We start from the raw sequence: 25,781 nt of genomic DNA, 5'->3' as shown, positions 1-25,781 counted from the left end.
CGGGCTATGAAGCAGAACTTCACAGTCAGGCATGGCGCCCTCGACGGCGTGGAGGCGTTCCTGAGCGTTGCGCAGCACCGCAGTTTTCGGCGAGCGGCGGCAGAACTCGGGGTGACCCCATCGGCCATCAGCCAGGCGGTACGCGCACTCGAGGCGCGCATCGGTGCGGCGCTCTTCATACGCACGACTCGCAGCGTCGGGTTGACCGAAGCCGGCGAACGATTCCTTTCGCGCGCAAAGCCCGCCTTCGAAGAGCTCGTCACAGCAAGCGAGGTCGCGCGTGACCTCGGACAGCGGCCGGCCGGGCTGTTGCGCCTCACGGCGCCGCGCGCGGTGCTGACTCATCTGAATCAGCTGATCGCATCCTTCTGCCAAACTTATCCCGAGGTCGAGGTGGAGATCGCCGCAAGGGCGGACCTCGTCGATATCGCCGCCGAAGGATTTGACGCCGGCATCCGGCTCGGCCAGTTCATCGATGCCGACATGATCGCGGTGCGTTTGACGCCGTCGTTCCCGCTGGCTGTCGTCGGCAGCCCCGACTATCTGCGCCGGCGGCAGCGGCCGGAACTCATCGACGATCTGCGTCGACACGCCTGCCTGCGCATGCGTCGCTCGGACGGATCGATCGCGCCCTGGTCCTTTGTCAACGGCAACGAGGCAATCGAAGCCGTCGTTTCGGGACCTTTTATCGCCAACGACGTTCCCACGGTGCTTGGCGCGGCCGTCGAGGGATTGGGCCTTGCGCAGGTGCCCGGGCCGATCGCTGCCGACGCGGTGAAAGCGGGAAAGCTGGTGGGCGTGCTGGAACGGTTCGCACCCATGGCGCCGGGTGTGTTTCTCTGCTATCCCCGCTACCGCATGATGCCGAAGCTGCGTGCCTTCGTTGATCACGTGAAGGGCCGCTCGGGCTCCGCCAACAAAATCGGAATCGGTATTAATGACAGGCGAGCCGGGCGGCGCAGAAGAGCCTGACGCGCGAGGTGATGGCCCGAGATAGCGCCTGTCCGCTGATCGGTGTTTAGACGGTTACGCGCGCGCGGCCGCGGATCTGCGCGATCATTTCGGATGCCACCAGCGGCCGCCGATGACGACGCCTTCGGATGCGATCTTGCGATCGCCCATCAGGTGCTCGCCGACCACATCGACGTAATCGAACTGCCCTTGCTTGATCGAGATCAGCGTGGCGTCGCCGACGCTACCGGGCTTGAGGCTGCCGAGCTCGGGGCGCCGCAGTGCCATCGCCGCGTTCACTGTCGAGGCCGCGACGACGTCGGGCAGCGACATGCCCATGCACAGGAACTTCGACATGGTCGTGACCTGGTCGAAGGCCGGGCCGTCGATGCACAGCATGTGGATATCGGACGAAATGGTGTCCGGATAGAAGCCGTTGGCGAGCATGGCGCGCGCGGTCTTGAACGCGAACGAGCCCTTGCCGTGACCGATGTCGAACAGCACGCCGCGCTCGCGCGCATCCAGCACCGCCTTCTTCACCGTGCCCTGTGCGGTCGCCGGCGTGTTGGGGAAGGGCCGGAACGCATGGGTCAGCACGTCGCCGGGGCGCAGGCGCGCCAGCACCTCTTCATAGCTCGGCGGCGGATGGTCGATATGCGCCATCAAGGGCATGCCGACCTCGTCGGCAACCTGGAGCGCAATATCGAGTGGCACCGTCCCCGAGGTGCCCGAGGAGTGCAGCCCCACCCGCACCTTGATGCCGACGATGAGATCGCGGTTGGCATCGGCCACCTTGGCCGCATCGATCGGATTCATCAGGCGCAGCTCCTCGCTCTCGCCGACCATGATCCGGTGCGAGAAGCCGAAGATCCCGGCATGCGAGACGTGCAAGTAGGCGAGGATGCGGACCTGGCTCGGCTCGATCACATGCTTGCGGAAACCCGCGAAATTGCCGGGCCCCGCGCTGCCGGTATCCACCGCCGTGGTGACGCCGGAAAGGCGGCAAAATTCCTCGGCATCGATGCCGAGCGAGGTGCCGCCCCAATAGACATGGGTGTGAAGATCGATCAGCCCCGGCGTCACGATGTAGCGCGAGACGTCGCGCACTTCCGTGCCCGGATCCGCCTTGAGCCCGCTGCCGACCGCCGCGACCTTGCCGCCGGCAAAGGCCACATCCGTCACGGCATCGAGCTTCTGCGAGGGGTCAACGACCCGGCCGCCGCGCAGGATCAAGTCAAAAGGCATCATTGTCTCCGGATATGCACTGAGGCGAGATGGCTCGCGGGTGAGCCGAGCAAGGAGGGAAGCCTGCTTCTAGCAAATCTTGCGCCGGAGGGCCTGCCAAATAGCTATGCGGTGATCGCGCAGACCATCCGCGAGGCGCGGCGCACCTCCGAGTACGTGCCGACCGCAACGGAGTTTCTCGATCTCGGCGATTCCGACAATACCGCTCGGACACCGATTATCTGTTGGCGCTGCGGCAGGACGCCGAGGACATCCTGATCGAGACCGGGACATGAAGGTCGACGACGGGGATATGCCGTTCTGAGAGTGGCTGAGCCGACGGCAAAGCGCTTTGATCCAGTCAACCGGTGCCGTCGTTTCTCTCCGACCATCGCGGCATGAAGCGCCCGGAAGAACCGCACCAGGATAACGAAGAGCCGACAACCAAACCCTCGCGCTCAGCGGAAATTCGACAGGTCATCGAGGATGAAGTGAAGGACCTGCAGGAGATCATCAAGAGGCTCAGCGAAAGTTCCATTGAGGTCCGGGGCGGCGTGGATGGACGCATCCGCGGGCCGGACCGCTCGACCACGGCGATAGCTGGCAGCGTCTTGTGATTCGCTGCCCAGCAAGCCCCTTCTGCTTCCGTCCCGCACGACGGCGGCGCGGTGAGACCGATTTGAACTTCCTGTGCGTTCCGACGTTCATCCGGTGCTCCTGACGGCGGCGCGCTGGAGCGCCTCGTGGATCGGAGGCTGTTATGGACCTGCAGCAAATCCTGTCACGTCAGGGGCGCCGCCTGCTTCAGCTCGGCGTCGTCCTGTTTCTTTTCACCTCGTTCGAGGGCTTTGTCATCCCGGCGTTGGCCTCGCCCCATCTCGGCCGCTCGGTGCATACGCTGAGCGGCTTCACCGGCGTCCTGTTCCTGGCCACGGGACTGATGTGGCCGACGCTGAAGCTCGGAACGACGGCCACGCGAATTGCCTTCTGGTTCCTCATCTATTCGGCGCTGGCGACGATTGCCGGATTCATCGTTGCCGCGCTCTGGGGCGCCGGCGGCTCGATCATGCCGATCGCCGCCCAAGGCGCACGCGGCAGCGCCTTCCAAGAGGCGATGATCCAGATCGTGATGTATCCAGCCGCTCCGACCGGCATCGTCGCCTTTACGCTGATCCTCTGGGGACTGCGCGGCAAGGCGGGCTCGGCGCCCGTCTGATCGGAAAGCTCAAAATGCCCTGTGCAAGCCGAGATGGTGGTTGTTCATAATCCGGAAATCCCGGAAATTGAACACGTCCCCGTCGGACAGAGCAAGGCGAAGGCCGGCACCGTCGACGCGGTCACGATCGCCTTCTACAAGAGCGATGCCTTCAAGAAGGCACTCGCGAACGACACCCAGGACACGTGGGGGCCGATCCTGGATCGCTTCTGCGAGCACTGCACACGATAACCGGCGGCAACCTTGCGCGCGAAGTCGGTGCGCGACTTCCTCGACGGCAAGACCTACAACGCACAGAAGAACTCGCTTACGGCATCCGCGGCGATGCCGTGAGGGCGAAGCTTGCGAACAGCTCCGGAACAGCGAGTGACTAACCGATTTTGAAATCGACGACTAACGGGAAGCCAAGCTATTGAAGATGTTAAAGGAAGTTTTAGGTATGGCGATCCCGGGAAGACTCGAACTTCCGACCTACGGTTTAGGAAACCGTCGCTCTATCCGGCTGAGCTACGGGACCGCGGAACCCGCGGGGCGGGCTCGGGCCCCTCATAGCAGAGCAGAATGCGCTTCGCCAGCCGCAAGGCGGGCCAGATCATCGTCAACCTGAGCCTGGGGGCTATACAATCGCAGATCCCTCTCGGCGGAGCCGCTCACATGATCGAAAGCATCAGCGCCATCACGCTCGGCACGCATGATATGGGGCGCGCCGTGCACTTCTACCGTTCGCTGGGGTTCGAGCTCCTGTATGGCGGCGAGGCCGCGGCATTCACAAGCTTTCGCGCCGGCACCGGCTATCTCAACCTGACGGCGCAGCCGGACGACAAGCGCTGGTCCTGGTGGGGCCGCGTCATCTTCCATGTCGCCGATGTCGACGGGACCTATGAGCGCGCATGTGCCGCCGGATGGCAGCCGTCGACCGCGCCGCGCGATGCGGAATGGGGTGAGCGCTACTTCCATCTCACCGACCCCGACGGCCATGAGCTCAGTTTCGCGCGGCCGTTGTCCTAACCGAGTAAGCCACATCCGCTGACGCTCCGAACGCGCAAGTGGCGTTGTCGCAGCCGCTGTGGCACACTCGGCGCGGTTTCCTCAAGCGAGAATTGAATCTGGGTTCTAACCAGGGAGGACGACCATGGTAACCTATGTCGTACTGGGGAAATTCACTGATCAGGGAGTCCGCAACGTCAAGGACTCGCCGAAGCGGGCCGACGCATTCAAGGAGATGGCCAAAACGTTCGGCGTGACCGTGAAAGAGATTGTCTGGACGCAGGGACGATATGACGTTGTGACCGTTCTCGAGGCCCCAGATGAGACTGCCGCGATGTCGCTCAGCCTTAGTCTCAGCGCACTCGGCAATGTCCGCACCGAAACCCTGCGCGCGTTTTCGGCAGCAGATATGACTGAGATCGTCGGCAAGATGCTCTGACGATGAGATCGACATGGCCGCCGAGCACGTCGTTCATGGCCGGCCGCGACCACGATACGGCACGTGCGTTTAAGCGCTAGTCGTCCCGAAGCCCGATCCGGGTTTCCTGTATTCGGGTCGTGGCGGACTGAAGATATCCAGCACGCGGGCACCGTTGGGGCCGGCGCACATGGTGTGCGGCACGTTGCCCGGCGTGCGCCAGAAATCGCCCTTCTTCACGGCGATCTCCTCATCGCCCTGGACGCGGATCGCGGTGCCGTCGAGCAGCACGCCCCATTGCTCCTCGGGATGATGATGCAGCGTGCCTTGGGCATGCGGCGCCAGCGTCACCACCGACAGCATCGCCTGCTCGCCAGATGCGCGTGGTCACGCCGGCCGCGAGCTCGCGGAACAGCCCGTCACTGGCATCGTTGAGATTGTGGAATTCGTCTTTCTGACTCACGCCGTTCTCCCTCTGCATCCTATTTTGCCGTAGACAGACGCACGGCGTCCAGGAGCCGGTCTTTGAACTCACCCTTCAAGGTCACGTACACGCTGGACCATTGCCGACTCTTGAACTCGCAGCCGCCTCGCGGACAATATTCTTTATCGTGATAGTCTCCACTGAGAACGCCGAACAGAGTCATTCGACTACCCAATAAGCGAAACAGGGCGCTACCTGATGCCCCAACTGTAAACTCGCAGTTCGTTTCAAATATCGACCAGTCCCTTACGTCGCGTATTTGACACTCCTGTATCGTCTTGTTGAACGGCCCGTACTTGTCTGTCTTTCCTGTGGCTTCGATGTCGTAACCGACAACCGCCAGGACACGCTCCAGCTCGACCAAAATTTCGGGCCGTTCGTAGACCTCGTAAGGCGTCACCTCTGCGGGAAACTCGAGCTTTGCGACTGCTCAGTCGCCGACAACAGCTCTCGACCCACTATCAAAGCAGGTGCCCATCCATAAGCCCGCCGACAAAGGAATGGTCCGCCTCTCCGCTCCCAGATAGTATTCGAATCTACACTTGTCGGGCGACGTTGGAGGCTTACAGACCTCCCGAAACGCGTGAGCCGCCGTCGTGATCACGTCGCGTGCGCCAGTCACTTGAGCGCTGCTATCTCCACCAGGGCATCGTAAGACTCCACTGGCCGCAAAACGGCTTCCGACCGCGTCCGGGGAGAGACCGTTTGTTTTTGCGTACGTCTCTTCCGTCATTCGCCGCTCTGTATCGGTCGAAGCAACCGTGATTTTCGGCTGCACGGGATGACTTTTAATAATCTCATGGTCATCGAAAATAGGCACTGTACCGCGGTCGGAACCAAGACGCGGCATCTGCCACGAACCGACCTCGTCGTTTCCAGAGATCAACAGAAGGAGAAAGCTAGGCAGGATAACCGCGTAAATCCTCATCATCCAAAGTAACCTCAGCATCAAAAAGCATGAGAAAAGCTTGGCCGAAAACAAGTTGTGAAATCACTTTAGAGAACAGCAATGGCCGACTTCGGTTGGCGATCGACCCAGCCATTGCCTTGACTTAAGCCTCGCGTTGATCAGGATTTGCCGTAGGAGCCCTGGTAGCGGCCCTCGCGGATCGCCTTCAGCGTCTCCTCCTCGCGCGTCACCTGGGCACGCACCGCCTCGAGCAGCGCCGCGGCGCCGGCAGCGGGAAACGACACCACGCCGTCCTCGTCGCCGACGACGATGTCGCCGGGCGAGATCACGCTGCCGCCGATCGTAACAGGCACGTTGATCTCGCCGGGACCGTTCTTGTAGGGACCGCGATGGATCACCGCGCGGGCATAGCAGGGGAAATCGTCTCCGGCGAAGGCCGCGACATCGCGGATGGCACCGTCGATGACGTAGCCTTCCGCCTTCCGCCATTCGGCAATGTTCTTCATGATTTCGCCGACTAGCGCGCGCGTCTCGTCACCGCCGCCATCGACCACGATGACATCGCCTGGACCGACCAACTCAAGCGCGCGGTGGATGGCGAGATTATCGCCGGGACGAGTGCGCACCGTGAAGGCTGTCCCCACCAGCTTGCCGCCGCGATGATAGGGCTTTAGCCCCACCGCGCCCGGCAGCCGGGCGAGATTGTCTGATATGACCGAGGTCGGCGCGTTGCGAAAACCCGCGATGATGTCGGCCGGCGGCTTTGGCACGCTGCTCGCAGCGATGGTGATGCTCATCGGTTCAGTCCTTCCGTGATGTGTCTCAGTCGGCGTGCGCCCGCGCCTTCGACGGCAGGATGCGGAAGGCGCGCCCCTCCTTCATCCACGCCGCGCGCTCATCGCGCAACAGCGTGCGGCGGACTTTTCCGGAATCATCGCGCGGCGGGGCGCTGACGATCTCGAAACTCTCGGGGTGCTTGTAGCGGCTGAGCCTGTCCTTGAGGAAATCCGCCATACCATCCGCGATCGTCTGTCCATCCGCATCGGACTCCGGCTCGATGATGGCGTGCACGCGCTGGCCCAGCTCCGGATCAGGCAATCCCACCACGACGCAGGACCGCACGCCCGGGCACTCGGAGACCGCGGCCTCGACCTCGGCCGGATAGATGTTGGCGCCGCCACGCAGCACCATGTCGGCGAGGCGGTCGCCGAGATAGAGGTAACCTTCCGCGTCCAGCCTGCCGATATCGCCGAGCGATTCCCAACCGTCTGCGCGGCGCTTCGGCTCGGCACCGAGATAGTGATAGGTGGCGTCCTTGCCGTCGTTGTTGAGGAAATAGATCTCGCCGGTTTCGCCCGGTGCGACGTCGTTGCCGTCTTCGCCTATGATACGCAGCTTCGCCATCTCGCCGATCTTGCCGACCGAGCCCTTGTGCGTCAGCCATTCCGTGCCGGAGATGATGCAGGAGCCCTGTCGCTCAGTGCCGCCATAGAGCTCCCAGATCCGCTCCGGCCCCAGCCAGGCGATCCAGTTTTCCTTCAGCCAGGGCGGCATTGGAGCTGCCATATGAAACACAGTCTGCAAGCTCGACACGTCGTAGGCGTTACGCACGCTCTCCGGCAGCGCCCAGATCCGGTGCATCATGGTCGGCACGAAATTGACCCATTGCACGCGCTCGCGTGCGATCAGGCGCAGCGTCTCCTCGGCATCAAACTTGACGAGGCCGGTGAGCTTGCCACCGCCGAACAACGCATAATGCGACACGATGAACGGCGCATTGTGATAGAGCGGTCCCGGATTGAGCAGCGAAGCGCCGAAGGGCATGTTGAGCGGCAGCGCGGCCACCGTGTCTGTCACTGCCGGCTGATGATCGAGGATCACCTTCGGCCGGCCGGTCGAGCCGCCGCTGGTCATGGCTTTCCAGTAGCGGGCCACCGGCGGCGTCAGCGGCTCGTCCGAAAAACCTTCCGGGGAGAAATCCGCAGGCAGGCGGTTCGGCGCGTTCCAGTCGGCCTCGCCGCCGACGACCAGCGCCGGCTTCAGGATATCGAGTACCGCGGCGGCTTCACCGCGCGGCAGGCGCCATGACAGCGAGGTCGGCGTCGCACCGCACTTCCACACCGCGAAGCTGGTCTCGAAGAACGCATTGCCGTTAGGAAGGCCGATCGCGACGAAGTCGCCGGGCTTGACGCCTTTCGCCGCGAACGCCCGCGCGCGCCGGTTGGCACCGCGCTCGAGTTCGGTCCATGTCAGCATGTCCTGCCCATGTTGGACGGCGATCGTGCCCTGGGGTTTGCGTTGAGCGTACCAGCGCGGCAAATCGGACAGGGGCAGCAGCATCAGGCGTTTCCACTTCGTCTTCTTGGCGTCGCCTCACGATGAGGCACGTCGCAAGGCGAAGTGTAACAGCCGGAGCCAAGCCATCAAGATATCTGCCTTCAAGACGTCAGCATCAGCGCTCCGCCCCGCAGCCCGGAATATCGAACAGCGCCGCGAGCCCGCATGTCGAGGTCAGCATCTTGTCGCCGTCATGGCCGACGCCGGCAACATCCCAGACCCGATGATTGGGCGTGCCGTGGTCGCGCTTCGTCATCGCGTCGGCGTAGGCATGGCCGCGGAAGTAGCGATGAGGCCCTTGCGCCCTTGCCATGCAACTCTTGTCAAGCGCGGGGTGCTCCGGGTTGGTGTCGAGCGTGCCGAGCAGATAGATCACCTCGCGCTCGACATAGCGCTTCTCGAGCGCGACCGGCGTTGCGTCCGCAAGATAGGGCGGACGCTGGTCCATGCCGTATTTCCAATTATTGAAGCCCGGGCAGGATGCGGCGATGGCCGGCACCGGCCGCGTGTCGCTGAAATAGGCGTAGGACGAGGGATTGGCGACGACGTAGCGGACGTCGATGTGCTGGCGCGACAGCGTCGCCTCGCCCTTGCCGGCGATGGCGTAGCGCTGCGCGACCTGGCCGCCGCCGGAGTGCCCGGCGACCACGACCTGCTTCAGGTTCGGAAAGGTGCGCCGGTCTGAGAGTTTTGCGAGGATCGCGTCGAGCGCCTCGAAGGAAGAAACCGGATTCGGCGCGAGCGCGGCGTCGCCGCCCTCCCATCCCTCCAGCGACCAGCGCAGCGTGTCCGCGGGCAGCTTGTGCGCTTCGATATCGACCTCTGCCAAAAACTGCGGCACGATCATGAGCGCGCTCTTGCCGTCGTCGCCCGCGGCGACCTGCGCGGTATGGGCTGACATATAATATTCGTCGGCATTACGCAGCCGTCCGTGCAGCACGATGATGGCGCGCGAGATCGCCGGCAGCGGCATCGACCAGTCGCTAGAGAGATAGAGCGGCAGAACTCCCTGGCCGCCGACCGATAGCCGCGCGTCGGCAATCGCTCTCACCGGCTTGCGGTTGGGCGCATCCTCGTTCGCGGCGAACGTGCGGCCGCACATCAGCGCGAACGCGATTGCGGCGAAACAGGCCAGCGCTCTCATGACGGACATTCCCCTTCAAATTCAGACCGATAAACTCTAAGCGCATCATGTGCCGCGCGGCTGTGACTCCCGGGCCACGTCAAGCAAAAAAAAATGTCAGCAATACAGTCATGAAAATCCCGAGTTCCATGGGTGACAAATCAGCCATAAAGGGGCAAAAATCCGCCTCGACTCAATTGGGGTTGAGTTTTGCAAGGAATGCTCTCCTAGAATGTCATCCGTGTTCGCATCGCGTCGTGCGGCGCTGCTTCTCGTTACCGCAGCAGGTTTCTTTCTGCTGACGCATTCGCACGCGCATGCGCAATGGTGGAAGCGCGCACCGGTCGACTTCGAGGAATGCGCCGACGCCGCCGAGAAATCTTCGACCAAGGCCGAGAAGACGGCCGCGCTTGCCGAATGCAACGCCAAGTTTGCCGCCCGCCGCAAGGCCGGCGGCGGCTACACCTACTACGACTTCCTGCAGGATCGCACCTTCGACATCGCCGGCCCGAACCCGACGCCGGAAGAGCAGAAGAAGATCGACGAGTCCTACACCGCTTACCTCGCCAATCAGCGCCGCAGCAATGAAGCGGCCGAAGCCGCCGCACGCCTCCAGCGCGAGCAGCAGGAACAACAGGCGCAAAAGCTCCAGCAGGTCGCGCTGCGAACCGAAGCCGCGCGCGTGCCCGTTCCGGTCGAGCGGCCGAGGGTCCAGCAGCGGCCGAAGGGCGCGCCCTGCACCAAGGGCTCATTCTCCTGCGAATGGCCGCGGCTGTCGGAAAGCTTGAACGACCTGAAGAAGCTGTTCAGCCCGACGCCAAGCAAGCCGGCGAAGAAGGGCTGAGCTGAGGCCCATCATTCCGGGGTGGTCGCGAAGCGAGCGAAGGCGGAATTTCACGCCACATCCTCGCTGTCGTCCCGGACAAGCGAGCGAAGCGAGTGCAGATCCGGGACCCATACCCCATGGAGTAGTCGTCGCGCGAGCTGCCAACCGCGAGTCTTCGCCCAACTCCTCCCTGTGGCTAGCGCGACGAGCGCAAGCGCTCGCGCGGGGGTCCCGGATCTGCGCTTCGCTTGTCCGGGACGACAGTGAGAATGCGGCGCTGGTATTGCCTCCAAACCGGAGCACTCTGCACGAGAGACGCGCGCGTCAGTTCGGATGCTTCTTCTTGCTGCGCTTCGGTTTGGCCACCGGCGCATTCGCCGGCGCGGTTGCCGCCTGCGAGCCACTCAGCGCCGACTGGCTCTCCTGCAAGCGCGCATCATAGCCGGGAGAGTTCATGACTGTCGGTGGCCTGGCATGGGCGAGCGTCGATGCGCCACAGAGCGCCACAAGCGCAAGACCTATGGTCAAACAACGCGGCATCGCGTTCCTCCATCGCGCTCAGGGCCCCCCCGCGGATCTGCTGCGGCGTCAATCGCGGCGGACCTTTTCCCGCGACTTCGGCCTCCTTGATCAACGCCACAATGCGCCGCATCAGCGGCACATCAACGCTGTTCTGCTCTGCAAGAGCGATGACCGCGCCCTGGAGGTAGTCGATCTCGGTCCTGCGTCCCTGCTTCAAATCCTGCCACATCGAGGAGCGCGCCTCGGGATCGATCTTCATCGTGCGTCCGAGGATTGCGTTGAAGATCACATCCGGCAGCCTCAGCAATGTCGGCATCCAGTTCGGCGGGACCGGCGTAGCCGACGCCGGCGTGATGCCGGCAGCCTTCAGCGCAGCCAGCCCCTCTGCCATCTGGTCGGCGAACAGTTTTCGCCAGTCGCGGTTTGCCAATTGCGCGGCGAGCGGCATGTCGGACAAGGCGCTGAGCGCGTTGTTCAGATTGATGATCAGCTTGCCCCATTGCACGCCTGCGATGTCGCGGCTCGCGCGCATCGCAAGACCAGGCACTGACAGCGCAGCGGCCGTGTTCGCCTCATCCTCTCCGACATGGATATCGCCGGAGGTCGAACGGTGGAAACGGCCCTCGCCCATCGCGATGACGTTGAACGGCACCATGCCCGCGAGCACGCGCCGGCCGCCGAGGCGCTCACGCAAGACGGCGATATTGCCGACACCATTTTGCAGGGAGACGATGACCGCATCCTGCGGCGCGTGCTGTGCGATCTGATCCGCGACGTCGGCGGTGTCGGCGCTCTTGACCGTGACCAGCACAATGCCCGCACTGTGGAAGATCGCAGGATCCTCGGACAGCGCGAGCTGACTTGCGGCAAGCTTCGTCTCGGAACCGTCGAAATCGGTCAGCCGCAGGCCGAACCGCTCGATCTCGGTCTTTACCCGCGGCCGCACCAGGAGGGCGACGCGGCGGCCCGCGGCCGCCAGCGCGCCGCCGACGAAACAGCCGATGGCACCCGCACCAGCCACCACGATCGGTCGATCCGTAACCACCTGGCTTGCTCCCCCTTAACGACCGGCCTTCGATAGCAGAGGCAACGCCGGCTGCCCATCGGTTGCAGAGCATCCGCCTTGTAACCGTCATGAGAGCCCCATATGCTTTTACCCGGGGGGCTGTCACCGGCGAGCGCTCGCCGGCGGAGAACGGCAAAGGAGAGCACCATGGGTCTACTCGACGTCCTCAACGGCATGCAGAAAGGGCCCCGCGGCTCGAGCACGCCGAGCTCCGAACAATCCTCCGGCGGCATGTCGCCAATGACCATGGCGATCCTCGGCCTGCTCGCCTGGAAGACATTCAAGCATCTGACCGCAAGCCAGCCCAGCGCGGCGCCGCAGCAGCGTTCGCCGCTGCCGCCCCCGACGCCGGCGAACGCTGGCGGAGGCGCGCTTGCCGGTGGGCCCGCGGGTAGCGGCGGTCTTAGCGATTTGCTCAAAGGCGGACTTGGCGGCCTGCTCGCGGGCGGCGCGGCCGGCACCGTGCTGAGCGGCGGCCTCGGCGATCTCCTCAACCAGCTTCAGCAGGGCGGTCATGGCGAGACCGCGAACTCCTGGGTCGGCAAGGGCGAGAACAAGGCGATCGCGCCGGGCGATCTCGCCAATGCGCTCGGCGCCGACCAGATCGAGAGCCTGTCCGCCCAGAGCGGCCTGTCGCGCGACGAACTGTTGTCCGGCCTCAGCCAATATCTGCCGCAGGTGGTCGACCACCTGACGCCAGACGGACGGATGCCGACCGAGAAAGAGCTGTCGGGCAGGATATAGTCGAACTCTGAAGATTGGTTCGGGCGTGATCTTTTCGGAGAGCCGCTGCAGACTTCTCCGGATCATGCTCTAGGCATTCAGGAAGGGGAGCACTGTCATGAGCATGGGCGGCTTGTTGTGGATCATCGTCGTCGGCTTCGTCGCCGGCCTCATCGCGCGCTGGCTCGCGCCGGGACCGAACAACCCGAGCGGCTTCATTCTCACCACCATCCTCGGCATCGCCGGCGCGTTTCTGGCGACCTTCATCGGCCAGGCCATCGGCCACTATAGTCCCGACCAGGGCGCCGGCTTCATCATGGCCACGATCGGCGCGGTGGTGGTGCTGTTCATCTGGCACCGGCTAGTGGCCAGCGGCGTGATCAAGGGATAGCAATGGAAAGCGCCGAAGGACGACACGCCGCCGCCTAGTCGTCATGCCCGGGCTTGACCAGGGCATCCACGCCTTTCTGACTGCACGGCAACACGTGGATGGCCGGGTCAAGCCCGGCCATGACGAGGAGAGAGCGTGTCAGCAATCAAGTAATCAGATGCATCCCCGCATCCATGCGCACGACCTCGCCGGTCATGTTGCTGGACGCAGGCATTGCCAGGAAGCAGACGAGCTGCGCGATGTCGTCGGCGGTTGATGCGACCTTCAGCGGCACCTTCGCTACGACGCTGTCGCGCACCTGCTTTGCCCCTGCCTCGCCGCGGCCCTTGGTGAACCAGGGCGTGTCGATATAGCCGGGGCACACCGTGTTGACGCGGATCAGCGGCGCCAGCGCGCGCGACAGCGACAACGTCATGGTGTTGAGCGCGCCCTTGCTCGCGGCATAGGCGATCGACGAGCCGACGCCGCTGATGCCGGCGACCGAGGACACGTTGACTACGGCGGACGGCCGGCCCGAAGCCTTCGCGCCGGCCTCGAGCAGGCTGCGCGCCGCGCGCACCATCTGGAACGGGCCGATGGTGTTGACGCCGTACACGCGCTGGAAATCCTCAGCCGACAATCCATCGAGATCGGCATGGGCCACATGCTTGGTCGTGCCGGCATTGTTGACGAGGATATCGAGCCGGCCCCATCCGGCCGCCGCCGCCACGATCTTGCGGCAATCCTCATCCCGCGAGACGTCGCCCTGCGCGATCAGCACTTCCGCCGCGCCGGCCTTGCGGCAGAGCTCTGCCGTGGCCTCGGCTTCCATCTGGCTCGACGAATAGTTGATGACGAGCCGCGCCCCGCTCCGCGCCAGAATTTCCGCGGTCGCCGCGCCGAGGCCGGATGCGGACCCCGTCACGATTGCGCACAAACTATCCTTTGCCATCCGGTTTCCTTCCCCTTGATTGAATATCGATGCCCTGTTTAGCGAGTTTGCCGTGCCCTGCAAATCGAGCAAACTCCGCTAAACGGAATTAGTCCGGATCGGTTCTTGCGCCCATGCCGGTGCCGCAGATGGGCCTGCGATCAACGCTTGTCAGGGCCATGGCTTTTTCCGATCATCAGGCGCAAGAAGAGACCGCGCGCCGGCCGACCGGGCAGAGCGCGCCAATGGCAAAACACGGGGAACGCTGTGGCGGAGAGTGACAATATCGTCGTCGAGACCGCGGAGAAAATCTTCTCCGATCTCGCCGATCCGCAAACCATCAACAATACCAAGAAGGATTCGTGGCAGGCGCCGCTGTGGCAGGCGCTGAGCGAAGCCGGCCTGCCGCTGTCATGGGTGGCGGAAGATCTCGGCGGCTCCGGCGCAAGCCTTGCCGACGGTTTTGCCTTGCTGAATGCCGCCGGCCGCTTCGCGGTCGCGGTTCCCCTGGCCGAGACCATGCTGGCAGGCTGGCTGCTGTCGCAGGCCAAGATCGCCTCGCCGGAAGGCGAGATGACGGTGTTGCCGGCAAGCCCGAAGGATCGCATCACGCTCGATGCCAATGGTGCGCTTTCCGGCCGCGCCCGCGGGGTGCCCTTCGCCAAGGCGGCCAAGCACTTTGCGGTGCTGGCGCACGGCAAAGACGGGGTCTCGATCGCGCTGGTCGATGCGAGCAAGGGCCGGATCGAGGCCGGTCTCAATGTCGGCTACGACCACAGTGATACCGTGACGCTCGACAAGGTCCAACCCGTCGCCATCAAGCCGGCGACGAAGGGCTTTGACCAGACCACGCTGATGCTGATGGGCGGCGTTGCGCGCAGCCTTCAGATCGCGGGTGCGCTGGAATCCATGCTCGACATCTCCGTGCGCTATTCCAACGAGCGCGTCGCCTTCGAGAAGAAAATCTCGAAATTCCAGGCAGTGCAGCACAATCTCGCGCGCCTCGCCGGCGAGTCCGCCGCAGCGCTTGCGGCCGCGACATCGGCCGCCGACGCCATCGCGAACGCAACGTCGTTCAATGATGAGGTCTACTTAGAGGCCGCCTCCGCAAAAATCCGCTGCGCGGAAGCCGCGGAAAAAGGTGGCGGCATCGCGCATCAGGTGCACGGCGCGATCGGCTTCACCAGGGAACACATTCTGCACCGCTATTCACTGCGGGCGCTGGCCTGGCGCGACGATTTCGGTTCGGAAAGCCACTGGGCCGTCGAGCTCGGCAAGCTGGTCGCCAATCGTGGCGCCGATGAATTGTGGCCGCTCGTGGCTTCGCGCTAACAGGGAACGAAACACATGACCGCTGCCCTCCGTTTCGATCCGATCCGCCTGCCCGAAAAGTGCGAGCAACTACGCAAGGAAGTGCGTGCCTTCCTCGCCGAAGAAATCGCCGCCGGCACCTTCGATCCACACAAACCCAACCGCGAAGACACCGACGCACCGGAATTTTCCCGGCGGGTCGGCGCCAAGGGCTGGCTGGGCATGACCTGGCCGAAGAAATATGGCGGCCAGGAGCGCTCGTTCCTCGAACGCTACGTGGTGACCGAGGAGATGCGCGTCGCCAATGCGCCGACCCGGCGCTTCTTCGTCGCCGACCGCCAGAGCGGGCCGGTGCTGCTGAAATACGCGCCCGAGCACATCAAGATGGACATCCTGCCGCGGATCTGCCGTGGCGAGATCTGCTTTGCGATCGGCATGAGCGAACCGAACTCCGGCTCCGACCTGTTCGCCGCCAAAACACGCGCGACCAAGACCGACGGCGGCTATCTCATCAACGGCACCAAGATCTGGACCTCGTCGGCGCATATCGCCGACTACATGATCGCGATTTTCCGCACCTCTCCGCCGACCAAGGAAAATCGCCGTCACGGCCTGACCCAGTTCCTGGTCAAGATGAAGCAGCCGGGCATCAAGGTGAACCCGATCGGCCAGATCACCGGCCAGTTCGAGTTCAACGAGGTCGTCTTCACCGACTTCTTCGTCCCTGACGATCACGTGCTTGGCGAAGTTGATGGCGCCTGGAAGCAGGCCACATCGGAGCTCGCCTATGAGCGTTCGGGTCCCGAGCGTTTCCTCGAGACCTATTACGTGCTCACCGAGCTCGTGCGCGCAGTCGGCCCCAACCCGGATACGCGCAGCGCCGAAGGAATCGGACGCCTGGTGGCGCAGCTCCACACCATGCGGCGCATGTCGGTTTCGGTTGCGGGCATGCTGCAAGCCGGCAAGGAGCCCGTGGTCGAAGCCTCCATCGTCAAGGACATCGGCACGGTCTGGGAGCAGCAGCTTCCGCACCGCGTGCGCGATCTTGCCGCCTTCGTCGAGGAGACCGCGACCAACCGCGAGACACTGGAGCGGCAGCTCGACTTTGCCATCAAGACCGCGCCGAAACTCACCATCCAGGGCGGCACCACCGAGGTGCTCCGCGGCATCATCGCCCGCGGACTTGGTCTGCGCTAGTCGCGCGGACTTGGTTTGCGCTAATTCATTCGAGGATCATCATGAGCACCTATAAAGATATCGGCGTCGAGAAAGTCGGGCATGTCGGCACCATCGAGATCCGGCGCCCGCCGCTGAACTTCTTCGACATTTCGCTGATCAACCAGATCGCGGACGCGCTCGACGAGTTCGACCGTGACATCGAGATCCGCGCCTCCGTTCTCTCGGCCCAGGGCAAGGCGTTCTGCGCCGGCGCCAATTTCAACGACCCGGCGCGGCAGGCGCAGGAGGCCCGCGAGGCCAAAGGCGATCCGGCCGACAGCTTAGGGGCGATCAACCATCTCTACATCCAGGCCGTGCGCATCTTCCACGCCAAGAAGCCGATCGTCGCCGCCGTGCAGGGCGCGGCCATCGGCGGCGGACTGGGCCTCGCGGTGTCGGCAGATTTCCGCGTCACCTGTCCCGAGGCGCGCTTCTCCGCCAACTTCACCAAGCTCGGCTTCCATCCCGGCTTCGGCCTGACGGTGACGCTGCCCGAGCTGATCGGCAAGAACAACGCCGAGCTGATGTTCTACACCAGCCGCCGCGTCACCGGCGAGGAGGCCGTCAAATGGGGCCTCGCCAACGTGCTGGTGCCGCAGGACCAGGTGAAGGCGGGGGCGATGAAGCTCGCGGCCGAGATCGCCGAATGCTCCCCGCTCGGCCTCCTCTCCACCCGCGCCACGATGCGCGCCGGCCTCGCCGACCGCGTCTTGGCCGCGACCAATCACGAGCTCGCCGAGCAGACACGGCTGCGTGGGACCGAAGACTTCAAGGAAGGCGTGAAGGCCACCGAAGAGCGGCGCGCAGCGAATTTTAGGGGGCGGTAACTACCGCCTGATCTCGCCGACTCTGGCCTGCGGTTATGGATTCCGGGCTCGCGCTTTGCGCGCCCCGGAATGACGTAACTGGCATTCTACTGCTGCTACATTCTCCACTGTCGTCCCCGCCTAGTGCGCAATTGCGCACGGGGCGCGGGGACCCATAACCACAGGGAGAAGTTGCAGCGCGAGGTTGGTCACCACGAGTCTTGGCCAAACTCGCCCCTGTGGTTATCCCGACGAGCGCAACCGCTCGCGCGGGGGGTCCCGGATCTGCGCTTCGCGTGTCCGGGACGACAGCGGTGTTTGTCGCTCGCTACTTTCTTCCCACCACCAGCGCATCGACGATCGTCACGCCCTGCCCTTCCGGATGCACCAGCACCGGGTTGAGCTCGATCTCCACGATCTCGTGCGCATGCCGTGCGGCGAGCACGGAGATGTCGGCGATCAGTTGCGCCAGCGCCGCAACATCCGCCCTCGCCGCCCCGCGAAATCCGTTCAGCAGCGGCGCGGCTTTCAGGGCCTTCAGCATCGCGCCCGCCTCCTCCGCGCCGACCGGCGCCGGGCGGTAGACGACATCGCGGAACAGCTCTGTGGTGATGCCGCCGAGGCCGACCATGACCATGGGGCCGAAAGTCCTGTCCGTCATCGTGCCGACGATGATCTCGACGCCCCGTTTTGCCATCGGCCCGACCAGCACGCCCTGGATCGCCGCCTCAGGGTGGTGCTTGCGCGCATTGTTGAGCAACGCCTCGAACGCCAGAAACACCTCGCCCTTGGCGGTGATGTTGACGCGCACGCCGCCGATCTCGCTTTTGTGCGCGATATCAGGCGACTGGATCTTCATCACCAGTGGAAAGCCGACGCGGGCGACCGCCTCGTCCAGCCCAGCCTTATCCTTCACCAGCACCTCGTCCGGCAGCGCGATGTCCGCGGCGCGGAGCAATGCCTTGCTGTCGGCTTCGGACAGCACCGGTGATTTCAGGTACGCGGAGAGATCGCGCGCCGGCAGCCGTGTCTCGTCGGCGGATTTCGGGAGGCTGAACTTCGCGTAGTCGACGAGCTGGCGCATCGCGACACCGACATGAGTAAGGCCTGACAGCACCACGACGCCGGATTTAGCAAGCTCGCGGCGCGCGAAGTCGGACGGCACCGTGCAGGAATAGAACACCACCGGCTTGTGCTGCGCTGTCAGCACCGGCGTCAGCTCGGCCTCCTTGAAGGGCTTGCGTACCTCGCTCGACAGCGACAGCACGACCAGGATCGCGTCGACCTCGTCGGAGACGGTGAGTAGATCGACGCTCTTCTGTAGGCCGCCCAAGGTTACGCCTTGCGCGGTGACGTCGATCGGGTTGCGCGCGGTGCCATAGGACGGCATCAGCCTTCCGATCTCGGTCTGGATCGGTTCGGAGAGCTCCGGCACCTGCAAGCCTTGTAGCGCCACCGCATCCGCGCCCCAGATCCCTGCGCCTCCGGACGCGGTGACGACGGCGACACGATCGCCTTTCGGCAGCGGGTTGCTTGCAAGCAAAGCTGCGATCGTCAGCGCCTCGTCGAGATCGTTGGAGACGATGAAACCGTATTTCGCGAACACCGCATCGTAGGCCGCCGACCAGCCGGCCATGCTCGCGGTGTGCGAGGCCGCCGCGCGCTCCCCGGCACCGGAGCGGCCGACCTTGGTCACGATGACCGGCTTCTTCACCTCCGCGGCGCGACGTGCGGCGGCGATGAATTTGTCGACGTCGCGGATGCCTTCAATGAATAGCAGGATCACGTCGGTCGAGGTGTCCTGCACCATGTAGTCGAGGAACTCGCCGGCCCCGAGATCGGATTCATTGCCGGCACTGACGACATAGCTCACGGCAATTCCGAGCGCCCTGGCGCGGTGATAATAGGCAAAGCCGATGCCGCCGCTCTGCGCGACGATACCGATCCGCCTTGTGGTGGCGATCAGCGGCACCACACCCGGCTTGACGTCCACGGCGGGGCTGAAGGTCGCCGCCACGCGCGGCACCTGGCTGAAAAAGCCCTCGGCATTCGGGCCGGAAATCCGCATGCCCGTGCGCCTTGCCAGCGCCGCGATCGCGTCCTGCATCACCGCGCTGTCGCCGCCCTCCTCGGCAAAGCCGGAGGAGATGACGACGGCGTTCTTGACACCGACGGCGGCGCATTGCTCGAGTGCGGGAAGCGCGGCACGCGCGGGAATGATGATGACGGCGAGATCAATCGGCGCGCCGATCTCCGCGATCGATTTGTAGCAGGTGAGCCCGTCGATGTCGGCGTAGTTCGGGTTCACCGGATAGATCTTTCCGGGATATTCGTTCTTGCGCAGCATCGCGAGCAGCCGCCCGGGTATCTTCTCGTGATCGCGCGAGGCGCCGATCAGCGCGATGCTTGCCGGCGCGAAGAAGCTGTCGAGCGGATGCGGCATGTTGGGCGCCTTGTTCTTATCTCTTCCCGTCATCCCCGCGCAGCGGCGAAGCCGCTGTCGCTGGAGGTGCCGGAGCGCAGCGGAGGCCTCGAAGGATGAACGGCCACCGGCCGGGCCGTTGATCCTTCGAGGCTCGCCACGCGGCGCGTTGCACCGCGCGTCTCACACCTCAGGATGACGGATTGAGAGCTACGAAGGCAAGTGGTCCAGCCGCAAGCCGGAACGTCACCCCACCCAGCAAGAATTCGTTGCCCGCGACCGCGAGCCCTTTCGCCCGTGCGGCATGCAGCACGCGCGCGGTATCGACAACCCGGAACTCCAGCGCGCTCATGATCTCGCTTGCGCCCTTGACGAAGCGGAAGCTGGCATTAGGCAGCTTGAGCTCCGCGGCGTCGCCGCCTTTGCCAGGCACCACGCCGATGATCTTTCCCCAATGCTCCGCAAGCCCCTGCGGATCCGGGCTCTGCATCTCCACGCCAGTCAGCGCCTGCGTCACGTCCTTGCGGATGAATTTTTGCCAGTCCGGTCCGGCTGGCGGATACGGACCCAGGACGTCATCGCTGCCTTCGGTGTGGTTGAACTCGATGAAGGCGGCGCGGCAGTCGCGGGGATGGAGCTGCACGCCGTGATAAGGCGGGTGGTCGATGACGTTGGCGGTTCGCACGCCAAGCGCATTCGCGTTGCGGCCGCGCTCATCGGGATCGTCGCAGCAGAAGATCGCCATGTAGCCGCCGCGGCCACCCGTCTTCTCGATGAAACGGCCGGCCGTGGTGCCGTCCTTGAACGGCGCCACCACCTCGAGCAGGATCGTGTCGACCGGGAGCAGAGCGTTTTCCAGGCCATATTTCGCGACATTGCCGTCGCGGTAGCAGACGGCGAGGCCCATGATCCCGGCGATATCAGAGATCACGGGCTCGAGCTGCGGCGCGAGCAGGCAGATCTGCCGTAACCGCATGTAGGCAGCCATCGCTAGGCGCCCTTGAAGGTCGGCTTGCGCTTCTCGACGAAGGCCTTCGCGGCTTCCTTGTGATCCTCGGTGTCGCCGCAACGGGTGTGATGGATCGCCTCGCCGTCAAAGCAATCTTCCAGCGCCAGATGTTCGGCGTTGTTGATGTTGCGCTTGATGTAGCCGAGCGCGATCGAGGGTCCTTGCGCCAGCGACAGTGCGAGCTCGTGCGCCGCGGTGTCGATCTCGGCGTCGGGAACGACCTTCGTCACCAGGCCGATCGCCTGCGCCTCCTTCGCCGTGAGCACCGGCGACATCAAATAAAGCTCGCGCGCCCGAGCGCTGCCGAGCAGCTGGGTCAGGAAATAGGTGCCGCCGTAATCGCCGGAGAAGCCGACCTTGGCGAAGGCGGTCGTGATCTTGCAGGATTCGGAGGCGATGCGGAGATCGCACGACAGCGCCATCGAAAGGCCGGCGCCGGCCGCGGCACCATCGAGCTGCGCCACCACGGGTTTCGGCATCTGGTGCAGAATGCGTGAGACCTCCATGCCGCGGCGCAGGTTCGCCATTTTCACTTCGAACGGCAGTGGCGCGCGGCCTGCCGCCATCGACTTGACGTCGCCGCCGACGCAGAAAGAGCCGCCGGCGCCCTTGAACAGCACAGCGCGCACTTCCGGATCGTCAGCCGCGCGCCGCGCAGCCTCGACCAGCCCGGTCACCATTTCGGGATTGAGCGCGTTCTTCCGCTCCGGACGATTCATCGTGATGGTGAGCAGCCCGCCTTCGAGCTTCTGCAGGACCATGTCGTTGCTCATGGGTGTTTGCCTCTTTTCTGTGGTGCCACTCTCTCACTTCGTCATTCCGGGGCACGCCTCTTGGCGCGAGCCCGGAATCCATTTCTCAACAGTCACTGCCGCCCGATGGATCCTCAGATGCGCAATTGCGCATCATAGCTCTCGCTTCGCGAGCCCCGGGATGACGGCGTGACTTCGTTACGCCGTCACTTCTTCACTAGCGGGCAGCGCGACTGCTCCAGCGACTGAAACGCCTCGCTGCCGGGCACGGTGGCGAGCAGCTTGTAGTCGTCCCAGCGGCCCTTGGACTCCGACGGCTTCTTCACCTCGAACAGGTACATGTCGTGGATCATGCGGCCATCCTCGCGGATCTTGCCGTTGTGAGCAAAGAAGTCGTTGATCGGCGTCTCCTTCATCACCTTGATGACCGCAGCGGAATCGGTGGTCCCTGCGGCCTTCACAGCCTTAAGGTAATGCATGACGGAGGAGTAGACACCGGCTTGGGCCGAAGTCGGGACACGCTTGGTGCGCTCCATGAAGCGCTTCGAGAACGCGCGCGTCTCGTCGTTGAGGTCCCAGTAGAACGCTTCGGCCAGCAGCAGGCCCTGCGCGGTCTCCAGCCCGATCGAGTCGATGTCGGAGACGAAGGCGAGCAGCGGCGAGACCTTCTGGCCGCCCTTGGTGATGCCGAACTCGGCCGCCTGCTTGATGGCGTTGACAGTATCGCCGCCGGCGTTCGCCAGTCCGATCACCTTCGCCTTGGAGGCCTGCGCCTGCAGCAGGAACGATGAAAAATCCGACGTGTTGAGCGGATGGCGCACGCTGCCGAGAACCTTGCCCCCGGTCTTGGTGACGACGGCACTCGTATCCTTTTCCAGATCCTGGCCGAAGGCGTAGTCGGCAGTCAGGAAGAACCAGGTGTCGAGGCCCGACTTCACGGCCGCTAGGCCGGTCACGTTGGCCTGGCCGAAGGTGTCGAACACGTAGTGGATGGTGTACGGACCGCAGGCCTCGTTGGTGAGACGGATCGAGCCCGGGCCATTGAACATGATGATCTTGTTGCGCGCTTTCGCAATCTCGCCAGCGGCGAGCGCAGTCGCGGAGGCCGCGACGTCGTAGATCATCTCGACGCCCTGGTTGTCGATCATGTCGCGGGCGATGTTGGCGGACAGGTCAGCCTTGTTGAGATGGTCGGCCGCCAGCACCTGGATCTTGCGTCCCAGCACCTCGCCGCCAAAATCCTCAACGGCCATCTTGGCCGCGGTCTCGCTGCCGGGACCGGTGATGTCGGCATAAAGGCTCGACATGTCGAGGATGCCGCCGATCTTCAGCGGCGGCTTCTCCTGGGCCTGCGCGGCGCTCGCACTCAGGGCAAACGCTGCGGCAAAAATGCCCGACAAAATATTCTTCATTGAAAACACCTCCCTTGTCACCCCGCACTCTGTCGGCGCTTGATTATCGCTGTTGCCCGCAATCATGCCGCATGCGCAAGAGAGCGGCAAGCGTAGGTGCGAAGACGACGCAAAGTCGGCGAAGGTGTTTTCCGCAAAGCGGAATGGTGGTGGCAAGGTGTTTCCACATCGTCATTGCGAGCGCAGCGAAGCAATCCAGAATCTTTTCGCGGAGGCAGTCTGGATTGCTTCGCGAAGCCAGTCATCGGGCCGCGCAGCGCGCGGCCCGTTGGCTCGCAATGACGGAGTGTGAGGAAGCCCCTTCGCGATCCACCACGTTTGAGTTAAGAACGATACTCAACGCAACCTCTCCGGGTCATGTGACGCAACTGCTTCACCTCATCGTCGCACTTCTTCTCGTCGCAGGTCACACTGCGTTCGCCACGCCGTGCCAATTCGAAACGCAAGGCGAAGGCCGCGTCGCCGCGATCGTCGATGCGCGCAGCGTGCGTTTCGACGACAACCGCGAGATCCGCCTCTCCGGGATCGAGCCGACGGCAACGACGAAGCAGGCGTTGACATCGCTGCTCATCGGCCGCGACGTGACACTGCGCGGTACCGACGACACGCCCGACCGTTACGGCCGGCAAGGCGCACTTATGTTCATCGGCGAGAGCGACACCTCGGTGCAGGCCGCGTTGCTCGCCCAGGGCGATGCCCTCGTCTCAGCCGAAATCGCGGACAAGGACTGCTCGAACGCCCTGATGTCGTCGGAGGCCGAGGCGCGGCGCCAAAAAAAAGGGCAATTGGGCTGCCCCGTCGGCCATAAAAAACGCGGAAAGTCCGGACGATATTTTGGCCGGGATCGGGCGCTTTTTGGTGGTCGAGGGCAAAGTCCTGTCGGTCCGGCAAGCTGGGGCAATGACCTACCTCAACTTCGGACGGAACTGGACACGCGGCTTTGCCGTGACTATTTCAAAGCGCATGCTGCCGGCGTTCGAAAGCGCCGGGATTACCCTTAAGTCCTTGGAAAATCGGCGTATTCGAGTCCGGGGCTGGGTCGAGGGGAATACGGGGCCGCGTATCGATGTGCTCCGGGTGGGACAGGTCGAATTGCTGGGTGCAAACGAGCTGACAGGGGTAAGGCCCTAAAAGGGCCGGACACGGGTTAAGCGACGTGAATGGGGTGCTAGAACGGCACGGACGAGGTGAAAGCCGCCGCCTGCGGGCTGCGCCGGCCGCGCTATGCCTTATGCTGGGCACAGCTCTGGCCGGTTGCGGCGATATGGGCCGGTTCCAGACCGCGGCCGCCCCGCCGACCGTCGCGATGCCCAAGCCGAAGCCGGCCGTCGCGCAGACCCCCGCAACCGAGAAGGAGCACGAGCGCATCCTGGCGAGCTATGGCGGCGCCTATGACGATCCCAGGCTCGAATCACTCGTCAGCAAGACCGTCGACCGGCTCGTCGCCGCCTCCGACCGCCCCGACCAGGGCTACAAGGTTACGATCCTCAATTCCGGCGCGGTGAACGCCTTCGCGCTGCCGAACGGCCAGCTCTATGTCACGCGCGGCCTGCTCGCGCTCGCCAGCGACACCTCGGAATTGTCCTCCGTGCTCAGCCACGAGATGGCGCATGTGCTGTCCAAGCACGCCGCGATGCGCGAGGACCAGGCGCGTCAGGCCGCGATCGTCACCCGCGTCGTCACCGACATGAGCAACGATCCCGATCTCACCGCGCTTGCGCTCGCCAAGACCAAGCTCACCATGGCGAGCTTCTCGCGCAACCAGGAGTTCGAGGCCGACGGCATTGGTGTCGGCATTTCCGCCCGTGCGCATTTCGACCCCTATGGCGCGGCGCGCTTCCTCTCGGCGATGGAGCGCAATGCGGAGCTGAAGGCCGGCAAGGGCTCGCTCGATCCGCGCGCGCAGGATTTCACCTCGTCGCATCCGGCAACACCCGAGCGCGTGCAGAATGCGCAGACCATCGCGCGGCAATATGCTGCGCCTGAGGGCGCCGAGCGCGACCGCGAGAGCTATCTCGCCGCGATCGACAACCTCGTCTATGGCGAAGACCCCAGCGAAGGTTTTGTCCGCGGCCGGCGCTTCCTGCATCCGAAGCTCGGCTTCACCTTCCAGGCGCCCGACAATTTCACGCTCGACAATACCGCGCAGGCCGTTATCGGCGTTCGCGACGGCGGCTCGCAGGCGATGCGCTTCGACGTCGTGCGGGTGCCGGCCGAGCAGTCGCTCGGCGATTATCTCAATTCGGGCTGGATGGAAGGCGTCGAGAAGGCGTCGACCGAAGACATCAACATCAACGGCTTTCCGGCTGCGTCTGCCACCGCCAAGGGCGATCAGTGGCAGTTCAAGGTCTATGCGCTGCGCTTCGGCAGCGACGTCTATCGCTTCATCTTCGCGGCACGGCAGAAGTCGACCGAGAGCGAGCGCAACGCGCGCGAGACCGTCAATTCATTCCGCCGCCTGACCCTCGACGAGATCCAGGCCGCGCGCCCGCTGCGCATCAAGGTGATTACGGTTCAGCCCGGCGATACCGTGGAATCGCTTTCCCACCGCATGGCCGGCGTCGATCACCCCTCCGAGCGCTTCCGCGTGCTGAACGGGCTCGATCGCACCGCGCAGGTGAAAGTGCGAGATCGTGTGAAGATCGTCGCCGACTGAGGCGCGCTAGCTGCAGTAGCAACCATTAAATGACGGCTGTGTTTGCGCCGTTCGGATCGTCGGCGTCTGCCATGATGACGCCGTGCTCGCGTCCGTCCAGGCATGGC

General features: G+C 64.1%; 25 protein-coding genes, 1 tRNA gene and 2 pseudogenes. 14 read left to right on the top strand and 14 right to left on the bottom strand.

The features are described from left to right. Positions 1-6: 6 nt before the first annotated feature. A complete protein-coding gene (locus AC629_RS08635) occupies positions 7-972 on the top strand; it encodes a LysR family transcriptional regulator (protein WP_084804241.1) in 966 nt (321 codons plus the stop codon). A gap of 84 nt (positions 973-1,056) precedes the next feature. On the opposite strand, the gene AC629_RS08630 is transcribed toward AC629_RS08635, so the two are convergent. Further along, positions 1,057-2,196: an amidohydrolase/deacetylase family metallohydrolase gene (locus AC629_RS08630; RefSeq protein ID WP_084804314.1), complete on the bottom strand. Its 1,140-nt coding sequence runs from the start codon at positions 2,194-2,196 to the stop codon at positions 1,057-1,059. A 377-nt stretch (positions 2,197-2,573) separates the two neighbouring features. Here AC629_RS08630 and AC629_RS08625 point away from each other — a divergent pair, with 377 nt between their 5' ends. The 3 genes from AC629_RS08625 to AC629_RS08615 all read left to right on the top strand — a co-directional run bounded on the left by AC629_RS08625 (position 2,574) and on the right by AC629_RS08615 (position 3,622). Then, on the top strand, positions 2,574-2,792 hold the full coding sequence (locus AC629_RS08625) for a hypothetical protein (protein WP_084804238.1): 219 nt from the start codon (positions 2,574-2,576) through the stop codon (positions 2,790-2,792). Between the two features lie 143 nt (positions 2,793-2,935). Beyond that, positions 2,936-3,391 carry a styrene oxide isomerase gene (locus tag AC629_RS08620; RefSeq protein WP_084804236.1) on the top strand — a complete coding sequence of 152 codons (456 nt, stop codon included), beginning with the start codon at positions 2,936-2,938 and terminating at the stop codon, positions 3,389-3,391. Positions 3,392-3,424: 33 nt separating this feature from the next. Beyond that, positions 3,425-3,622, top strand: coding sequence for a hypothetical protein (locus AC629_RS08615; protein WP_084804234.1), 198 nt, complete (start codon positions 3,425-3,427; stop codon positions 3,620-3,622). Between the two features lie 209 nt (positions 3,623-3,831). On the opposite strand, the gene AC629_RS08610 is transcribed toward AC629_RS08615, so the two are convergent. After that, positions 3,832-3,908: transfer RNA gene (locus AC629_RS08610), tRNA-Arg, on the bottom strand. A 137-nt stretch (positions 3,909-4,045) separates the two neighbouring features. Here AC629_RS08610 and AC629_RS08605 point away from each other — a divergent pair. Both AC629_RS08605 and AC629_RS08600 read left to right on the top strand, forming a co-directional pair. After that, on the top strand, positions 4,046-4,399 hold the full coding sequence (locus tag AC629_RS08605) for a VOC family protein (protein WP_084804312.1): 354 nt from the start codon (positions 4,046-4,048) through the stop codon (positions 4,397-4,399). Between the two features lie 124 nt (positions 4,400-4,523). After that, complete coding sequence (locus AC629_RS08600) at positions 4,524-4,817, top strand: GYD domain-containing protein (protein ID WP_084804232.1); 294 nt, start codon at positions 4,524-4,526, stop codon at positions 4,815-4,817. Positions 4,818-4,886: 69 nt separating this feature from the next. Here the strand turns inward: AC629_RS08600 and AC629_RS08595 are convergent. The 5 genes and pseudogenes from AC629_RS08595 to AC629_RS08570 all read right to left on the bottom strand — a co-directional run bounded on the left by AC629_RS08595 (position 4,887) and on the right by AC629_RS08570 (position 9,671). Then, a pseudogene (locus AC629_RS08595) lies at positions 4,887-5,259 on the bottom strand (cupin domain-containing protein). Between the two features lie 19 nt (positions 5,260-5,278). Continuing rightward, on the bottom strand, positions 5,279-5,680 hold the full coding sequence (locus AC629_RS08590; RefSeq protein WP_084804230.1) for a hypothetical protein: 402 nt from the start codon (positions 5,678-5,680) through the stop codon (positions 5,279-5,281). A 668-nt stretch (positions 5,681-6,348) separates the two neighbouring features. Continuing rightward, positions 6,349-6,987: an RraA family protein gene (locus tag AC629_RS08580; RefSeq protein ID WP_084804226.1), complete on the bottom strand. Its 639-nt coding sequence runs from the start codon at positions 6,985-6,987 to the stop codon at positions 6,349-6,351. Between the two features lie 25 nt (positions 6,988-7,012). Beyond that, positions 7,013-8,530 carry an AMP-binding protein gene (locus AC629_RS08575; protein ID WP_084804225.1) on the bottom strand — a complete coding sequence of 506 codons (1,518 nt, stop codon included), beginning with the start codon at positions 8,528-8,530 and terminating at the stop codon, positions 7,013-7,015. Between the two features lie 112 nt (positions 8,531-8,642). After that, the gene (locus tag AC629_RS08570) at positions 8,643-9,671 is read right to left on the bottom strand and encodes an alpha/beta hydrolase (RefSeq protein WP_084804310.1); all 1,029 of its coding nucleotides are present in this window, start codon (positions 9,669-9,671) and stop codon (positions 8,643-8,645) included. A gap of 211 nt (positions 9,672-9,882) precedes the next feature. Between AC629_RS08570 and AC629_RS08565 the strand changes: the two genes are divergently transcribed. After that, a complete protein-coding gene (locus AC629_RS08565) occupies positions 9,883-10,494 on the top strand; it encodes a hypothetical protein (RefSeq protein ID WP_084804224.1) in 612 nt (203 codons plus the stop codon). A 306-nt stretch (positions 10,495-10,800) separates the two neighbouring features. Here the strand turns inward: AC629_RS08565 and AC629_RS49780 are convergent, their stop codons facing one another. Both AC629_RS49780 and AC629_RS08555 read right to left on the bottom strand, forming a co-directional pair. Next, positions 10,801-10,932: a hypothetical protein gene (locus tag AC629_RS49780; RefSeq protein WP_283846000.1), complete on the bottom strand. Its 132-nt coding sequence runs from the start codon at positions 10,930-10,932 to the stop codon at positions 10,801-10,803. Continuing rightward, positions 10,913-12,043: a 2-dehydropantoate 2-reductase gene (locus AC629_RS08555; protein ID WP_245331759.1), complete on the bottom strand. Its 1,131-nt coding sequence runs from the start codon at positions 12,041-12,043 to the stop codon at positions 10,913-10,915. Before AC629_RS08555 ends, AC629_RS49780 begins: the two co-directional genes overlap by 20 nt. A gap of 168 nt (positions 12,044-12,211) precedes the next feature. Between AC629_RS08555 and AC629_RS08550 the strand changes: the two genes are divergently transcribed. Then, on the top strand, positions 12,212-12,808 hold the full coding sequence (locus AC629_RS08550) for a YidB family protein (protein ID WP_084804222.1): 597 nt from the start codon (positions 12,212-12,214) through the stop codon (positions 12,806-12,808). A gap of 97 nt (positions 12,809-12,905) precedes the next feature. Beyond that, positions 12,906-13,178 carry a GlsB/YeaQ/YmgE family stress response membrane protein gene (locus tag AC629_RS08545; protein ID WP_196236584.1) on the top strand — a complete coding sequence of 91 codons (273 nt, stop codon included), beginning with the start codon at positions 12,906-12,908 and terminating at the stop codon, positions 13,176-13,178. A gap of 145 nt (positions 13,179-13,323) precedes the next feature. On the opposite strand, the gene AC629_RS08540 is transcribed toward AC629_RS08545, so the two are convergent. Then, on the bottom strand, positions 13,324-14,109 hold the full coding sequence (locus tag AC629_RS08540; protein ID WP_084804221.1) for an SDR family NAD(P)-dependent oxidoreductase: 786 nt from the start codon (positions 14,107-14,109) through the stop codon (positions 13,324-13,326). Positions 14,110-14,355: 246 nt separating this feature from the next. On the opposite strand from AC629_RS08540, the gene AC629_RS08535 reads away from it, so the two are divergent. The 3 genes from AC629_RS08535 to AC629_RS08525 are packed head-to-tail and all read left to right on the top strand — an operon-like array spanning position 14,356 to position 17,444. After that, positions 14,356-15,420 (top strand): acyl-CoA dehydrogenase family protein, encoded by a 1,065-nt coding sequence (locus tag AC629_RS08535; protein ID WP_084804220.1) that lies wholly within the window; start codon positions 14,356-14,358, stop codon positions 15,418-15,420. Positions 15,421-15,435: 15 nt separating this feature from the next. Continuing rightward, positions 15,436-16,596, top strand: coding sequence for an acyl-CoA dehydrogenase family protein (locus AC629_RS08530; RefSeq protein ID WP_084804219.1), 1,161 nt, complete (start codon positions 15,436-15,438; stop codon positions 16,594-16,596). Between the two features lie 41 nt (positions 16,597-16,637). Beyond that, positions 16,638-17,444, top strand: a complete 807-nt coding sequence (locus tag AC629_RS08525; protein ID WP_084804218.1) for an enoyl-CoA hydratase/isomerase family protein — start codon at positions 16,638-16,640, stop codon at positions 17,442-17,444. A gap of 307 nt (positions 17,445-17,751) precedes the next feature. Here the strand turns inward: AC629_RS08525 and AC629_RS08520 are convergent, their stop codons facing one another. The 4 genes from AC629_RS08520 to AC629_RS08505 form a co-directional block, all read right to left on the bottom strand. After that, positions 17,752-19,866, bottom strand: a complete 2,115-nt coding sequence (locus AC629_RS08520) for an acetate--CoA ligase family protein (RefSeq protein ID WP_084804309.1) — start codon at positions 19,864-19,866, stop codon at positions 17,752-17,754. A 169-nt stretch (positions 19,867-20,035) separates the two neighbouring features. Further along, positions 20,036-20,833 carry a VOC family protein gene (locus tag AC629_RS08515; protein WP_084804217.1) on the bottom strand — a complete coding sequence of 266 codons (798 nt, stop codon included), beginning with the start codon at positions 20,831-20,833 and terminating at the stop codon, positions 20,036-20,038. Positions 20,834-20,835: 2 nt separating this feature from the next. Next, positions 20,836-21,627 carry an enoyl-CoA hydratase gene (locus AC629_RS08510; RefSeq protein WP_084804216.1) on the bottom strand — a complete coding sequence of 264 codons (792 nt, stop codon included), beginning with the start codon at positions 21,625-21,627 and terminating at the stop codon, positions 20,836-20,838. 185 nt (positions 21,628-21,812) lie between these two features. Beyond that, positions 21,813-23,018 (bottom strand): ABC transporter substrate-binding protein, encoded by a 1,206-nt coding sequence (locus tag AC629_RS08505; protein WP_084804215.1) that lies wholly within the window; start codon positions 23,016-23,018, stop codon positions 21,813-21,815. A gap of 278 nt (positions 23,019-23,296) precedes the next feature. On the opposite strand from AC629_RS08505, the pseudogene AC629_RS08500 reads away from it, so the two are divergent. Beyond that, a pseudogene (locus AC629_RS08500) lies at positions 23,297-24,149 on the top strand (thermonuclease family protein). A 100-nt stretch (positions 24,150-24,249) separates the two neighbouring features. Continuing rightward, on the top strand, positions 24,250-25,674 hold the full coding sequence (locus tag AC629_RS08495) for a M48 family metalloprotease (protein ID WP_084804214.1): 1,425 nt from the start codon (positions 24,250-24,252) through the stop codon (positions 25,672-25,674). Positions 25,675-25,781: the final 107 nt, after the last annotated feature.

Source organism: Bradyrhizobium sp. NAS80.1 (assembly GCF_001908205.1).
Taxonomy (GTDB): domain Bacteria; phylum Pseudomonadota; class Alphaproteobacteria; order Rhizobiales; family Xanthobacteraceae; genus Bradyrhizobium.
This window is presented reverse-complemented; position numbering and strand designations above follow the sequence as displayed.

What these genes read in the sequence shown, in the direction of transcription:
- AC629_RS08635 (WP_084804241.1), top strand. Translation starts at nt 7, where the DNA reads ATGAAGCAGAACTTCACAGTCAGGCATGGCGCCCTCGACGGCGTGGAG.
- AC629_RS08630 (WP_084804314.1), bottom strand. Translation starts at nt 2,196, where the DNA reads ATGCCTTTTGACTTGATCCTGCGCGGCGGCCGGGTCGTTGACCCCTCG.
- AC629_RS08625 (WP_084804238.1), top strand. Translation starts at nt 2,574, where the DNA reads ATGAAGCGCCCGGAAGAACCGCACCAGGATAACGAAGAGCCGACAACC.
- AC629_RS08620 (WP_084804236.1), top strand. Translation starts at nt 2,936, where the DNA reads ATGGACCTGCAGCAAATCCTGTCACGTCAGGGGCGCCGCCTGCTTCAG.
- AC629_RS08615 (WP_084804234.1), top strand. Translation starts at nt 3,425, where the DNA reads ATGGTGGTTGTTCATAATCCGGAAATCCCGGAAATTGAACACGTCCCC.
- AC629_RS08605 (WP_084804312.1), top strand. Translation starts at nt 4,046, where the DNA reads ATGATCGAAAGCATCAGCGCCATCACGCTCGGCACGCATGATATGGGG.
- AC629_RS08600 (WP_084804232.1), top strand. Translation starts at nt 4,524, where the DNA reads ATGGTAACCTATGTCGTACTGGGGAAATTCACTGATCAGGGAGTCCGC.
- AC629_RS08580 (WP_084804226.1), bottom strand. Translation starts at nt 6,987, where the DNA reads ATGAGCATCACCATCGCTGCGAGCAGCGTGCCAAAGCCGCCGGCCGAC.
- AC629_RS08575 (WP_084804225.1), bottom strand. Translation starts at nt 8,530, where the DNA reads ATGCTGCTGCCCCTGTCCGATTTGCCGCGCTGGTACGCTCAACGCAAA.
- AC629_RS08570 (WP_084804310.1), bottom strand. Translation starts at nt 9,671, where the DNA reads ATGAGAGCGCTGGCCTGTTTCGCCGCAATCGCGTTCGCGCTGATGTGC.
- AC629_RS08565 (WP_084804224.1), top strand. Translation starts at nt 9,883, where the DNA reads ATGTCATCCGTGTTCGCATCGCGTCGTGCGGCGCTGCTTCTCGTTACC.
- AC629_RS49780 (WP_283846000.1), bottom strand. Translation starts at nt 10,932, where the DNA reads ATGAACTCTCCCGGCTATGATGCGCGCTTGCAGGAGAGCCAGTCGGCG.
- AC629_RS08550 (WP_084804222.1), top strand. Translation starts at nt 12,212, where the DNA reads ATGGGTCTACTCGACGTCCTCAACGGCATGCAGAAAGGGCCCCGCGGC.
- AC629_RS08545 (WP_196236584.1), top strand. Translation starts at nt 12,906, where the DNA reads ATGAGCATGGGCGGCTTGTTGTGGATCATCGTCGTCGGCTTCGTCGCC.
- AC629_RS08540 (WP_084804221.1), bottom strand. Translation starts at nt 14,109, where the DNA reads ATGGCAAAGGATAGTTTGTGCGCAATCGTGACGGGGTCCGCATCCGGC.
- AC629_RS08530 (WP_084804219.1), top strand. Translation starts at nt 15,436, where the DNA reads ATGACCGCTGCCCTCCGTTTCGATCCGATCCGCCTGCCCGAAAAGTGC.
- AC629_RS08525 (WP_084804218.1), top strand. Translation starts at nt 16,638, where the DNA reads ATGAGCACCTATAAAGATATCGGCGTCGAGAAAGTCGGGCATGTCGGC.
- AC629_RS08520 (WP_084804309.1), bottom strand. Translation starts at nt 19,866, where the DNA reads ATGCCGCATCCGCTCGACAGCTTCTTCGCGCCGGCAAGCATCGCGCTG.
- AC629_RS08515 (WP_084804217.1), bottom strand. Translation starts at nt 20,833, where the DNA reads ATGGCTGCCTACATGCGGTTACGGCAGATCTGCCTGCTCGCGCCGCAG.
- AC629_RS08510 (WP_084804216.1), bottom strand. Translation starts at nt 21,627, where the DNA reads ATGAGCAACGACATGGTCCTGCAGAAGCTCGAAGGCGGGCTGCTCACC.
- AC629_RS08505 (WP_084804215.1), bottom strand. Translation starts at nt 23,018, where the DNA reads ATGAAGAATATTTTGTCGGGCATTTTTGCCGCAGCGTTTGCCCTGAGT.
- AC629_RS08495 (WP_084804214.1), top strand. Translation starts at nt 24,250, where the DNA reads ATGCTGGGCACAGCTCTGGCCGGTTGCGGCGATATGGGCCGGTTCCAG.